This is a genomic window from Nocardioides sp. NPDC006273, assembly GCF_040613495.1.
Lineage (GTDB): Bacteria > Actinomycetota > Actinomycetes > Propionibacteriales > Nocardioidaceae > Nocardioides.
Window position 1 is genome coordinate 12,327 of the sequence record NZ_JBEXSD010000030.1, and the last position, 12,710, is coordinate 25,036.

10 protein-coding genes and 1 pseudogene are annotated in these 12,710 nt (G+C 68.9%); 9 read left to right on the forward strand and 2 right to left on the reverse strand.

Translation table 11 applies throughout. The features are described 5' to 3' along the window. Positions 1-25: 25 nt before the first annotated feature. A complete protein-coding gene (locus ABZZ22_RS14530; RefSeq protein ID WP_354932464.1) occupies positions 26-1,417 on the reverse strand; it encodes a cytosine permease in 1,392 nt (463 codons plus the stop codon). Between the two features lie 199 nt (positions 1,418-1,616). On the opposite strand from ABZZ22_RS14530, the gene ABZZ22_RS14535 reads away from it, so the two are divergent. The 8 genes and pseudogenes from ABZZ22_RS14535 (at position 1,617) to ABZZ22_RS14570 (ending at position 11,527) form a co-directional block, all read left to right on the forward strand. Further along, positions 1,617-2,627: an iron ABC transporter substrate-binding protein gene (locus ABZZ22_RS14535; protein ID WP_354932466.1), complete on the forward strand. Its 1,011-nt coding sequence runs from the start codon at positions 1,617-1,619 to the stop codon at positions 2,625-2,627. 5 nt (positions 2,628-2,632) lie between these two features. Beyond that, positions 2,633-4,174, forward strand: a complete 1,542-nt coding sequence (locus tag ABZZ22_RS14540) for an iron ABC transporter permease (RefSeq protein ID WP_354932468.1) — start codon at positions 2,633-2,635, stop codon at positions 4,172-4,174. After that, a complete protein-coding gene (locus tag ABZZ22_RS14545; protein WP_354932470.1) occupies positions 4,171-5,208 on the forward strand; it encodes an ABC transporter ATP-binding protein in 1,038 nt (345 codons plus the stop codon). The genes ABZZ22_RS14540 and ABZZ22_RS14545 overlap by 4 nt, the downstream gene beginning before the upstream one ends. A 79-nt stretch (positions 5,209-5,287) precedes the next feature. Then, entirely contained in the window at positions 5,288-7,789 is a 2,502-nt protein-coding gene (locus tag ABZZ22_RS14550) for an AMP-binding protein (RefSeq protein ID WP_354932472.1), read from the forward strand. After that, positions 7,786-8,262, forward strand: a pseudogene (locus ABZZ22_RS14555) (O-acetyl-ADP-ribose deacetylase); the annotation flags it as partial. The gene ABZZ22_RS14550 and the pseudogene ABZZ22_RS14555, both read left to right, overlap by 4 nt. Positions 8,263-8,334: 72 nt before the next feature. Further along, on the forward strand, positions 8,335-8,718 hold the full coding sequence (locus ABZZ22_RS14560; RefSeq protein ID WP_354932560.1) for a DUF6508 domain-containing protein: 384 nt from the start codon (positions 8,335-8,337) through the stop codon (positions 8,716-8,718). A 38-nt stretch (positions 8,719-8,756) separates the two neighbouring features. Continuing rightward, complete coding sequence (locus tag ABZZ22_RS14565; RefSeq protein WP_354932474.1) at positions 8,757-9,731, forward strand: hypothetical protein; 975 nt, start codon at positions 8,757-8,759, stop codon at positions 9,729-9,731. Positions 9,732-10,264: 533 nt separating this feature from the next. Further along, positions 10,265-11,527, forward strand: coding sequence for a DUF222 domain-containing protein (locus ABZZ22_RS14570; RefSeq protein WP_354932476.1), 1,263 nt, complete (start codon positions 10,265-10,267; stop codon positions 11,525-11,527). On the opposite strand, the gene ABZZ22_RS14575 is transcribed toward ABZZ22_RS14570, so the two are convergent. Then, on the reverse strand, positions 11,489-11,857 hold the full coding sequence (locus ABZZ22_RS14575) for a type II toxin-antitoxin system PemK/MazF family toxin (RefSeq protein ID WP_354932478.1): 369 nt from the start codon (positions 11,855-11,857) through the stop codon (positions 11,489-11,491). The two genes, ABZZ22_RS14570 and ABZZ22_RS14575, sit on opposite strands and share 39 nt — an antisense overlap. 114 nt (positions 11,858-11,971) lie before the next feature. On the opposite strand from ABZZ22_RS14575, the gene ABZZ22_RS14580 reads away from it, so the two are divergent. Beyond that, on the forward strand, positions 11,972-12,595 hold the full coding sequence (locus tag ABZZ22_RS14580) for a flavin reductase family protein (RefSeq protein WP_354932480.1): 624 nt from the start codon (positions 11,972-11,974) through the stop codon (positions 12,593-12,595). The last annotated feature ends 115 nt before the right edge of the window (positions 12,596-12,710 follow it).

Here is a 12,710-nt window from a genome sequence, read left to right on the forward strand (position 1 = left end):
CAGGATGAGCCGACTCGGCGATGGCTCAGGCGTGCGAGGCGAGCGCCATCTCGCTCGGGGCGAGCTTGCGACCGCGCGCCAGCAGGTAGTAGACCGGCGCCGTGACGACCAGGCCCAGGATCCAGCTCATGTCGGCGCCGTTGAGTCTTTCTGCGACCGGCCCGGTGTAGAGCGGGGTCGCCATGAACGGGATCTGGACGAGGATGCCGATCACGTAGGCGAGGATCGCCTGGCTGTTGAACCGGCCGTAGATGCCACCGTCGGCCGCGAAGATCGAGTCGAGGTCGTAGTTGCCGCGATGGATCAGGTAGAAGTCGATCAGGTTGATCGCGGTCCATGGGACCAGCACCACGAGCAGCGCGAGCACGATGTCGACGAAGTACGAGATGAAGTTGCCCGAGACACCGATGGCGAAGTACGTCGAGGCGGCCATCACGACCAGCGAGAGCACCACGCGGCTGCGGGCGGTCGGGATCCAGCTGGCGACGAACGTCTGCACGCAGGTGATGATCGAGAGCACGGTGCCGTAGAGGTTGAGCGCGTTGTGGCTGATCACCGAGAGCAGGAACAGGACGAGCAGCGGCGTACCGAACGCACCGGTCGTGTCGCGGACCCCGGTCATGACCTCCACGCCCGGCTTCATCGCCAGTGCCACGATCGCGCCGAAGACGAACGGCAGGATCGAGCCGAGGGTGCAGCCGAGGTAGGTGGCGGTGAAGGTGGCCTTCACCCCGACGCCGGCCGGCAGGTAGCGCGAGTAGTCCGAGACGTACGGAGCGAACGCGATCTGCCACAGAGCGCCCAGCGAGACCGTCGCGAGGAAGCCGGCGGTGGTGTAGCCGCCCTGGGTCCAGAAGCCCGCGGGAAGGCCGGAGACGAAGATCGCGACGGTGCCGAGCACGATGCCGATGCCGAGGACCCAGGTGGCGACCTTGTTGAGCGAGTGGATCACCTTGTAGCCGATCACCGCGATCAGGCCGGACCCGAGCGCCCCGAGGACGATGCCCGCCTCGACCGGGATCGGGTCGGCGATGCCGTGCAGCGACTGGCCGGCCAGGACGATGTTGGAGGCGAAGAACGCCAGGTACATGACCGCCGCGATCACCACGACGATCAGCGCCCCGTACGAGCCGAACTGGCCGCGGCTCTGGATCATCTGCGGGATGCCCATCTGCGGGCCCTGGGCCGAGTGCAGAGCCATGAAGACGCCGCCCACGAGGTGGCCGACCACGATGGCGACGACGCACCAGAACAGGTCGAGGCCGAAGACGGTGACGCCGGCGGCACCGGTGACGACGGGTAGGGGAGCGATGTTCGTCCCGAACCACAGGGTGAAGAGGTCGCGTACTTTGCCGTGGCGGTCCTCGGGTGGGACGTAGCCGATGGTGTGCTTCTCGACGACTGGCTGGTCAGACATGGGCATTCTCCAAAAGGTGTGAGGCGCCCCACCATGGTCGTGACTCGCGTGTTCCTCTGGCAAACGAATCCTTTTGGCGCAATGCATCAGCAGAATCGATGATCGCTCGCACGCGGCCGGGTGTCGGCCGAGGGCCCGACACACTCGCGTTCGCGTTCTTAGGTAAACCTTTCTAAGGTGAGGCTTACCAATTGAAAGGATGGCCGTGAAGCCTATCTCTGCTGTTGTGGTCTCGGTCTCGGTTGCTCTCCTCGGGGCAACGCTCACCTCCTGTTCCTCCGGCGACGCGCTCGTCGTCTACAACGCCCAGCACGAGCAGCTCATGGAGGAGCTGGTGCCGGCGTTCGAGGAGGAGACCGGGATCGACGTCGAGCTGCGCAACGGCAAGGACCTCGAGCTCGCCGCCCAGCTGGTCGCGGAGGGGAAGAAGTCCCCGGCCGACGTCTTCCTCACCGAGAACTCCCCGGCGATGGCCGCGGTCGAGCGCGAGGGTCTGCTGGCCACCCTGCCCGACGACGTGATCGCGCCGATCCCGGAGCAGTTCCGGCCGGAGAGCAACGCCTGGACCGGGTTCGTGGCCCGCTCCACCGTGCTGGTCTACAACACCGACCAGATCACCGAGGCCGAGCTGCCCGCCTCCCTGCTCGACCTGGCCGAGCCGGAGTGGAAGGGCAAGATCTCCTTCTCGCCGACCGGAGCCGACTTCCAGGCGATCGTCGCCGGAGTCCTCGCGACCGAGGGCGAGGAGGCCACGAAGGCATGGCTGGAGGGGATCAAGGCCAACGGCATCGTCTACGACGGCAACAACGTCGTGCTGGAGTCGGTCAACTCGGGTGAGGTGCCGGTCGGCGTCATCTACCACTACTACTGGTATCGCGACCAGGCCGAGTCCGGTGAGGTCAGCGACAGCTCAAAGCTCCACTTCTTCGGCAACCAGGACCCCGGTGCCTTCGTGAGCGTCTCCGGGGCGGGCGTGCTGGCCTCGGCCGAGCACAAGTCCGACGCCGAGGAGTTCATCGGCTACCTGACCGGCAAGGCCGGGCAGCAGGGCCTGGCCGACAGCTACGCGCTGGAATACCCGCTGAACCCCGAGGTCCAGCTCGACCCGCCGGTCAAGAAGTTCTCCGAGCTCGACCCGCCCGAGGTAGCGATCTCCGACCTGGACAGCGCCGCGGTGGTCGACATGATGACGGAAGTCGGCTTCCTCTGAGCAGCGTGCATCTCGGCACACTTCCTGCCGCCGCCTACGGCAGGTGGCTGATGCCGGCTATGGCCGGCATCATCGCTGCGGCATGCCTGCTGCCGGTGGCGTACGTCATCTGGTCGACCGCCTCGCTGGGGCCGGCCGAGGCCTACGAGTTCCTGGTCCGCCCGCGCATCGGTGAGCTGCTGTGGAACACCGGCAGGCTGCTGGTGGGTGGTATCGCGCTCTCGGTGGTGTTCGGGCTCGGCGGCGCCTGGGTGGTCGAGCGGACCTCCCTGCCGCTGGCCGGTTGGTGGCACGGGGCGATGTGTGCGCCTCTGGCCATCCCGGCGTTCGTCAACGGCTATGCGTGGGTGGCCACGACCCACGCTGTCCAGTCCTATCTCGGCGCCGTGCTGGTCGTCTCGCTGTCCTACTATCCGCTGGTCTACCTGCCCGCGGTGGCAGCTCTGCGACGCCTCGACCCGGCGCTCGAGGAGGTCGCGGCGGCGCTCGGGAGACGGCCGCGGGAGGTGTTCCTCCGCGTGGTCCTACCCACCATCGCACCGGCGGTGCTCGGCGGTGCGCTGCTGGTCGGGCTGCATCTGCTGGCCGAGTACGGCGCCCTGCAGCTGCTCAACTACCCGACCCTGACGACCGCGATCCTGCAGCAGTACGGAACTGCCTTCAACGGGCCGGCCGCCACTCTGCTGGCCGGGGTGCTGCTGGTCGCCTGTCTCGGTCTGCTCGCCCTGGAGATGCTGATCCGTGGCCCGGCCCGGCGTGCCAGGGTCGGGAGCGGCACCGTCCGTCCGGTCTCACGGCTGCGGCTGGGCCGTGGGACCGTGCCGGTGGTCGTCTCGCTCGGTGCCTTCATAGCGTTGGCCGTCGGTCTGCCGGCCGCCAGCCTGGTGCGCTGGCTGGTCCGGGGCGCCTCCGCCGAGCTGGATCTGAGTCGGCTGCTTCCAGCCGCCGGCACCAGTGTCGCGCTGGCCGCGGTCGCGGGAGTCGTCGCGACAGCGGCGGCCCTTCCGGTCGTGTGGCAGGCCGTACGCCGCCGCAACAGCTGGTCGCTGGGCGTCGAGCGGGTCGCGTACGTCACCAGCGCGCTGCCCGGGGTGGTCGTCGCGCTCGCGCTGGTGACCGTGGCCATCGGCTGGGTGCCTGCGCTCTACCAGACGCTGCCGCTGCTCGTGGTGGCGTACGTCATCCTGTTTCTGCCGCGTGCGCTCGTGGCGGTGCGCGGGGTGCTGGAGCTGGTGCCGCCGCGGCTGGAGGAGGTCGCGCTCACACTCGGCCTGAGCCGGGCCGGGGCGATGCGCCGGGTCACCCTTCCGCTGCTGCTGCCCGGGCTGGCGACCGCGACCGCGATGGTCGCGCTCGCAGTCTCCACGGAGCTGACCGCGACGCTCCTGCTGGCCCCGATCGGGACCACCACGCTGGCAACCGAGTTCTGGAGCGCGGCATCCTCGGTCGCGTACGGAGCCGCGGCTCCGTACGCGCTGGCGCTGGTGCTCCTCGCCATGCCGGCGACGATCCTGCTGGGACGCGCGTCGAGAGGGGTGGGTCGATGACGGCGGCTCTGCAAGTCAGCGGGCTGCGGGCCGGACACGGTTCTCGCCAGGTCCTCGACGGGCTCGATCTGACCGTCGAGGGCGGCGTGACCGCCGTGCTCGGAGCGTCGGGCTGCGGCAAGACGACGCTGCTGCGGTGCGTGGCGGGCTTCATCGCCCCGAGCGCGGGCGAGATCTGGATCGGCGGGCGCTCGGTCGCCGGGCTGGCGCCGCGCCGGCGCGGGATCGGGTACGTCCCGCAGGAGGGCGCGCTCTTCCCGCACCTCGACGTCGGCAGCAACATCGCCTTCGGACTCGGCCGGAACGTGGCCCGCGCCGAGCGGCAGGCTCGCGTCGCCGAGCTGCTCAGGCTGCTGGAGCTGCCCGCGGAGCTGGCCGACCGCCAGCCCCACGAGCTCTCCGGCGGCCAGCAGCAGCGGGTCGCCGTGGCCCGCGCGCTCGCGCCCCGGCCACGCCTCGTGCTCCTCGACGAACCCTTCTCATCCCTCGACGCGGGCCTGCGGGAGGAGTCGGGGCGCGCGGTCGTGCGGGCGCTGCGTACGGCCGGCGCGGCAGCGCTGCTCGTCACCCACGACCAGGGCGAGGCGCTCTCGCTCGCCGACCAGGTGGCCGTGATGGCCGCCGGTCGATTCCTGCAGGTCGGATCGGCGGTGGACGTCTACCTGACGCCGGAGCATCCCGAGGTCGCCGCCTTCCTCGGCTCCGCGACGCTGCTGCCCGGTGAGGTCGACGGCGACGGAAGGGTCGACTCGGCGCTCGGTGAGATCGCCCTCGCCACGCCGCAGCCTGCCGGTCCGGTGACGCTGGTCGTCCGCGCGGAGCAGGTGCAGGTCTCGGCCGACGCCGCCTCCGGAATCAAGGGTGTCGTCGAGGAGGTCTCCTTCTTCGGGCACGACGCCACGATCCGAGTGCGGCTGAGCGACGACGTACGGGTGACCGCGCGGGTCCCGGGCACCGGGATCCCCGACATCGGGACCACCGTCGCGCTCGAGGTCGTCGGGCCCTTGGTCGGCTATGCCGGTGAGACTCGATGAGCGAGCGTAGGCGAGCGAACGATCAGATCGTCACGTCGCCGCGTCCGTATTCTTTCCGCTCTGTCACGGATGTGGCGGCGTGAGCTCGACGATCGCCACGGGCACCCACCTGCTTCTGAACGGGCGGCCGGGGGATCCGGCGGTCATCACTCCCGAGGCGACGCTGACCTACGCCGAGCTGGAGCAGGCGGTGATGGGCCGGGTGGCCGCGTACGGCCCCTCGCGAGGGGTCGTGCTGCTCGAGGCGGGCAACCACCTGGACTCGGTGATCGGCTACCTGGCCGCGCTCGCCGCTCGTCGGCCGGTTCTGCTGACGCCGCCGGGAGGCGACACCGACGAGCTCCGCACGCGCTACGCGGCCGCGTTCGCCGGCCGGGCAGAGCTCCATCCCGACCTCGCGCTGTTGCTGTCGACGTCCGGCTCGACCGGGTCGCCGAAGCTGGTCCGGCTCTCCCGTGACAACCTCGCCGCCAACGCGGCGAGCATCGCGGCCTACCTCGGGCTCACCTCCGCCGACCGGGCGATGAGCTCGCTGCCGCTGCACTACTGCTACGGCCTCTCGGTGCTCAACTCCCATCTCAGCGCCGGCGCCGCGGTGATCCTCACCGATCTCTCGGTCGCCGACGACTGCTTCTGGGACGTCGCGACGCGCAACGGCGCCACCTCGTTCGCGGGGGTTCCCTACACCTTCGAGCTGCTCGATGCCTCGGGGTTCGCCGACCGCTCGCTGCCGTCGCTGCGCTACATCACCCAGGCCGGCGGCAAGATGCCGCCCGAGACGGTCCGTCGCTATGCCGCGCTGGGTGCTTCTCGTGGTTGGGACCTGGTCGTGATGTACGGCCAGACCGAGGCCACCGCCCGGATGGCCTACCTGCCGCCCGACCTGGCCGCGAGCCGGCCGGAAGCGATCGGCATCCCGATCCCCGGCGGACACTTCCGCCTCGAACCGGTGGAGGGCACGGGCCCGGGGGAGGGGCTGGAGGAAGGCGTCGGCGAGCTCGTCTACACCGGACCGAACGTGATGATGGGGTACGCCGAGAGCGTCGCCGACCTCGCCCGTGGCCCCGAGCTCACCGAGCTCCGCACCGGCGATCTCGCCCGCCAGGCCGACGACGGGCTCTGGGAGATCACCGGCCGGCGAAGTCGGTTCGGCAAGATCCTCGGTTTGCGCGTCGACCTCGACCGGATCGAGTCCGAGCTCGCACCCACGTCCGTACGCGCCGTCGCCCCCGGCTCCCGACTGCACCTGTTCACCGAGGATCCCGAGGCCGCCGACCGGTTGCCGGCGCGGATGGACGGCATCGTGGCGCTGTCGCGAGCGGCGGTCCAGGTTCACCGGATCGAGGAGATGCCGCGCACGCCGAACGGGAAGGTCGACTACGCCACGCTCAACAGCTGGGCGAGCGCCGCGGACACCGCCGGGCCCTCGGCAGCCGCGTCGACCGAGGTGTTGGCCGAGGGTGCGGACGCCGAGGCGCTGCGTACGGTCTTCTCCGTCGTGCTCGGGCGTCCCGACGCGACCGTGGCGGACAGCTTCGTCTCGCTCGGCGGCGACTCGCTCTCCTTCGTGGAGATCGCCACCCAGGTCGGCGAGCGGCTCGGCACCCTGCCCGCCGGTTGGCAGCATCGAAGCATTGCCGAGCTCGCCGCGAGCGCGGGGAGCCCGCGGCGCTGGCTGCGTCCCGTCGAGATCCCGGTCCTGCTGCGCGCGGTGGCGATCGTCGCCATCGTCGGCAGCCATGCGGACGTCTGGACCCTTCTCGGCGGAGCGCACATCTTGCTCGCGGTGGTCGGGTTCAACCTGGCCCGCTTCGGGCTCACCGCGCCGACCCGGACGCTGCGGGTACGACGCCTGCTTCGGGGCGCTGCCGCGGTCGCGCTCCCGGCGGCGCTGTGGGTCGGCGGTGTGGCTCTGGTCAGCGACCGCTACCACTGGCCGACCGCGCTGGGACTCAACCAGGCACTCGGGAGCAATGAGTGGACCCGTGACTGGCAGCTGTGGTTCCTGGAGGTCGTCACCTGGTCCTTCGCCGCGCTCGCGCTCCTGCTCGCGGTCCCTCTGCTCGACCGGTGGCAGCGTCGGCACCGGTTCGGCGCCGCCGTGGCTGCGGTCGGCTTGACCCTCTTGCTGCGGTATCTATGGGTCGGGCTCGAGGCGGGGGCCACCGAGCGCTACACGATCGGCTGCGTCCTGTGGTGCGTGGCGCTCGGCTGGGCGGCGGCCGAGGCGCGGCGACCGTGGCAGCGCGTCCTGGTCGCGGTGATGGTCGTCGCCGGGACGTACGGCTTCTTCGGTGATCCTCTCCGCGAGGCCACGGTCGCCGCCGGCATCCTCCTGCTGCTCGTCCCCTGGTCGGTCCTGCTGCCGTGGCCCGTGTCCCGGCTGGTCGGCGTGCTCGCCGCGTCGTCGCTGTGGATCTATCTGGTCCACTGGCAGATCTATCCGGGGCTCGAGGCTGCTGGGCTCGGCTGGGTCGGTGTTCTTGCCTCGTTGGGCGTCGGGGTTTTCGTCGCGGGCGGCTATCGGGTGGTCAGCTCGATACTTCACAGGTCCCGGCATGGTCGTAGATTGAACGGGTGAGGATCACGGTCGTACGCGGGGACATCACCGAGCAGCAGGTCGACGCCGTCGTGAACGCGGCCAACTCCTCGTTGCTGGGCGGGGGAGGGGTCGACGGGGCGATCCACCGGAGGGGTGGTCCGGCGATCCTCGAGGAGTGCCGGCGACTGCGGGCCGGGCATCTCGGTGGCGGTCTGCCGGTCGGGCAGGCGGTCGCGACGACCGCCGGCAACCTCCCCGCGCGGTGGGTGATCCACACGGTCGGCCCGGTCTACGCCGACGGGCAGGACAACGTCGACCCGCTGGCCTCGTGCTTCCGGGAGTCGCTTCGGGTGGCCGACGAGCTCGGGGCGCGCACGGTGGCGTTCCCGGCGATCTCGACCGGCGTCTACCGCTACCCGCTCGATGTGGCCGCGTACGTCTCGCTCTGGACCCTCGCCCGGACCGCGACCTCTGTCGACGAGGTGTGTCTGGTGCTCTTCGACCAGAAGGCGTACGACGCCTTCGACCGCGCCCGGGAGGCGCTCGATCCTTCCGATGCCCAGGTCGAGGCCGAGCTGCGGAAGGTGCCGGAGGAGACCTGGCTGGAGGTCTTCGCCGCCGCCGACGCGCTGACCGCCGAAGACCGCGACTTCGCCTGGGGCGGCGGCCAGAAGACCGAGAGCGGCGCGATCCAGATGCCGTATCCCGCCTACAGCGACCGGGTTCGTCAGCTCTACCGTTCGCTCCGGGGTGCCAACATCGACTGGATGAAGTGGATGCGCGGCAACCCGCTCCTCCGCGACCCCGTTCGCCTTGCCGGTGCGCCGGTTGCCGATGCGGCTCGGCTGGCAACCGTCTATGTTCGGGGGGAGCGGTTCAATGATGGTGTCTTCGGGCGTGCCGTCCAGGACGGTTCAGTCGATGCGATCATCGCGCGGATACGTGTCTGGTATGAGACTGAACGCTGAGGGGCAATGGCCCTCGTCTCGGGAGCGAAGGGAATGTCGTGAGGACTCGCGTTGTCGTCGTCGGTGTTGTGATCGTGCTGCTCGCGGTTGGCGGCGGCGTCTGGAAGTGGCGCAGCGGATTGACGCCGCACTATGAGAAGGCCGCCGTGTGCGGCGTCCCGTCGGCCCTCGTCGAGGATCTGTTGGGCACGGACCGCTTCGTGGAGCGCTACGGGTTCGGGCAACGCTGCTCGGCGTTGGTCGGTGGGGCCAGGGCGGAGGACGGGGAGATCGAGTTCATGGTGCTCACCGACGACGCGACGAGCTGGCCGAAGCGGCTCCGGAACGTGGAGTCGAGTCCGCACCGGATCAGCTTCAACGGTGGCCTTGGCGGATATGGACGTGTCGACGGGAGCTTCGACGGCACCTGGGTGTGCTCCCGCTACTGGCCGGGTCTACGAGCCATCTCCGTGTGGACATCCGCCGAGGTCGATGGGTCGGCGAAGACGTTCGAGAAGGTGTTCAGATCAGCGATCGAGTATGCCGCCGGCTGCGAAGCCGACCCACTGGATGCGCCGTTCGAGACGCACGTGGATCCGACCGCCTGCGGCATGAGCACCGGGCGCGTCGCATCGGTGCTCGGGACGAGGCTCTTCCGAGACGGCGAGCCCGAGCCACTGCCTCTCAATGATCGGGAGAGGTGGTCGTGTTCCGTCGTCACCGACAGCGTCGACGGCGACGTCGGCAGCCTCGTCGCTGCGGCATCGGTCGAGCATCACGACTGGGAGGACGAGCATCGGCGGATCAGCGCGGTCGAGGACTCGTTCGCACTCGCTGGTGGGCAGGCGTACATCGGTGGTGGTGGTCCTGCGGCGCGCGCGTTCTGGGCATGTGACCTGGGGCCGGATGTCGAGAACGGTGGCATGGTCGTGACCATCGGCGCCTCGGGGGTCCTGGAGCGGCCGGTGTCTGATGACGATCTTCGGGCAATGGTGGCTGAGATTGCGGGTGCCGTTGGTTGTGGGGTGTCCTGACGCTTGCGTTGCGCGGTGGTCGAACTGGTCGAGACCTCCTGCCCCGCTGGTCGAGCCGCCGGAGCCGCTAGGCGGTGGCGTGTCGAGATCAACACGGTTCCCTGCCGGAAACCTTTCACCCGAAGGCCGGGGTGGGCCGCCGACCCGACTTCGAGAGTGTTCTCGAGATGCTCCGGAGTCAAGGACGCCCTTCGGGCGCCGGCTTCGCCGGCCGCTTCGCGGTCCGTGACACCGGACCATCTCGAGAAAAAACATGGCTGGTTATCGGGGCGGCGGCCCGGGTGTGGCGCGGAGGGGATCTTGCTTCGGAACGGTGACGCACGTGGGGTGAGAGGGGTGGCCCTTCGGGCCACTTACCATCCACAGGTACGGCGCCGTTCTGTCATGTCGCGGGACATCGGTGACAGGACAGGTACGGCGCCGTTCGCTCACCGCAAAAAGTGCATTTGACCTGCACAAATAGGTATCCAAGGAGGCGCGGAAAAGGTAGAATCGGAGGCATTACGGCACGCCTTTCGAAGGAGGTGACGGCGATGAGCATCGACCACTGGGGAACCAACCCCACTGACCTTCTCGAATCTTCTCTTGCTGCCATCGAAACCTCCCTCGAACAGCTCCTCGCGATGGACCCGACCTACTGGCGCACCAGCCAGAAGAAGGACTACCTCGCGAAAGCGGAGAAACTCCAAGCCCTGCAGGCTGCGTTGACGCTGCGAGTGCTCGCTGTCTCAGGGGATATCGCCGCCGAGACCGGCGACAAGGACGCCTCCGGGTGGATGCGTGCCGAGCTGCTGGTCGACAAAGGTGCCGCGCGGACGCAGATCAAGTTCGCCCATGCGGTGGCGAAGTACGAGCTGGTCTCTGCCGGCCTGGCTGCTGGTGTCCTCTCCGAGGCGAAGGCCCGGGTGATCACCAAAGCCCTCGACAAGGTCGATGCCGACCCGGTCGCCACCGGCGAGGACCTGGTCCTGGCCGAGAAGCTGCTGGTCGACTACGCGGCCCAGATGACGGCCAAGGAACTGCGGATCATCGGTAAGCGGATCCTGATCGAGGTCGACCCCGCCCGGTTCGAGGAAGCCGAAGCCAAAGCCCTCCTCGCCGAGGAAGAACGCGCCCAGCAGAAGACCGCACTCCGGGTGTGGGACAACCACGACGGCACCATCGGGTTCGACGGGGTCCTCCCGACCTCCATCGGGATGCGGTTCAAGAAGCAGGTCGAAGCCTGGGCCCAACCCCGCAAGCAGCAGCTCGTCGAGAAGGGTGCCCCGTTGCCGCCGTGGGAGCGGATGCTGGGCCAGGGCTTCGCTCGCCTGATCGAGACCATCGACCCGACCGTGCTGCCCAGGCACGGTGGCGACACCACCGTGATCAACGTCGTGATCAGCCTCGAGGATCTCCGCAAGGAGCTCGGCACCGCCACGTTGGGGTTCGACGAGACGAACGGCACCACCATCACCGCCGCAGAGGTTCGGCGGATGGCCTGCAACGCCACCATCATCCCCTGGGTCCTCGGCGGTGACAGCGAGGTCCTCGATATGGGCCGGGCGAGTAGGTTCTTCGTGCCGACCCAGCGCAAAGCGCTGCGGTTGCAGCAGAAGTGCTGCCAAGCCGAAGGATGCGACATGCTACCGGAATGGTGCGACGCCCATCATCTAGATCCATGGGCCGCCGGCGGAAGAACAGACCTGAAAGACGGGGTCCTGCTCTGCCCGCACCATCACCGCCTGGCGCACAACGCTGCCTACGTTCACGAGCGACTACCCGACGGCACCGTCCGGTTCACTCGACGATCCTGAGCCGAAATGAGTCCCACCGAGACGGAGGGCATCTTCGATCTCGCTGAATTTCGCGGGAGACAGCGTGCCTGCGCGCTCGATCAGGTCTTCCCGAGACAGGGTGGTCAGCCATGTGCACGGGGTGAGGCCGTGGCGCCGGATCGCGACCCGTAGGACGCCTTCAAAGGGCAGTCCTTCCGTGGCGCCTACTGCCACTTCGACGCCCGCGGGGGCGACGACCTGCATCACCTGGATTCCGGAGGGGTCGTCCTCCGACAGCAGCACGACCAGCCGGCGCTCGTCGAACTCCACCCACCAGACTTCGCCACGCTGCACATGTCCTCCTGACACAGGTCGGCAGGCCGGTCACAGCGTAGGCCCTGATCGCAACAGGCAACGGCGGCTCGTGAACGCGGCGTCTGATTTCTGCCGGAACCCGGCGGCGGAGCGTCCTAGTTTCGAGGCATGAGTACGCATGTCGACATCGATCCGGCCATCCTCTACTTCGGCACACCCGTGGTTCTGCTCTCCACCCTCAACGAGGACGGCACCACCAACCTGATGCCGATGTCGTCGGTCTTCTGGCTGGGACGTACGGCGGTCCTCGGGGTCGGCGCTTCGTCGCAGACGGCGCTCAACGTCAGGGATCGGCCCGAGATCGCCCTTAACCTTCCCAGCGTCGACCTGGTCAGCGAGCTCGACCGGCTCGCGCTGACCACGGGCAACGCGGCGATGTCGGCGGCGAAGGCCGAGCGCGGGTATGTGCACGTGTCCGACAAGTATGCACATGCCGGGCTGACCGCGTACGGCTCCGACACGGTGCTGCCGACGTCGGTCGCGGAGTGTCCCGTGCATCTCGAGGGTACGGTCACAGCGCTTCACCATCTCGGCGCGCCGAAGCTGCTTGCCGTCGAGGTCGGCGTGACAGCGGTCCGGGTGGCCCCTGAGCTGCGGCTGGCCGGCCACCCCAACCGGATCGACCCTGATCGATGGCGGCCGCTGGTGATGAGTTTCCAACACTTCTACGGACTCGGGGATCGCGTCCATCCGTCACGGCTGGCGAGCATCGACGAGGAGCTCTACCGGTGACCGGAGCCGGATCGATACATCCCAGCACCGGATTGTGGTCCGGGCCGACATAGACCTGTGGCGGGCGTCACATCTACGGTCGGTCTGCCTGCCGGGAGGCGGCGGGCTGGTCTCG

Coding starts and splice junctions, on each gene's coding strand:
- ABZZ22_RS14530 (WP_354932464.1), bottom strand. CDS start 1,417: ATGTCTGACCAGCCAGTCGTCGAGAAGCACACCATCGGCTACGTCCCA.
- ABZZ22_RS14535 (WP_354932466.1), top strand. CDS start 1,617: ATGGCCGTGAAGCCTATCTCTGCTGTTGTGGTCTCGGTCTCGGTTGCT.
- ABZZ22_RS14545 (WP_354932470.1), top strand. CDS start 4,171: ATGACGGCGGCTCTGCAAGTCAGCGGGCTGCGGGCCGGACACGGTTCT.
- ABZZ22_RS14570 (WP_354932476.1), top strand. CDS start 10,265: ATGAGCATCGACCACTGGGGAACCAACCCCACTGACCTTCTCGAATCT.
- ABZZ22_RS14580 (WP_354932480.1), top strand. CDS start 11,972: ATGAGTACGCATGTCGACATCGATCCGGCCATCCTCTACTTCGGCACA.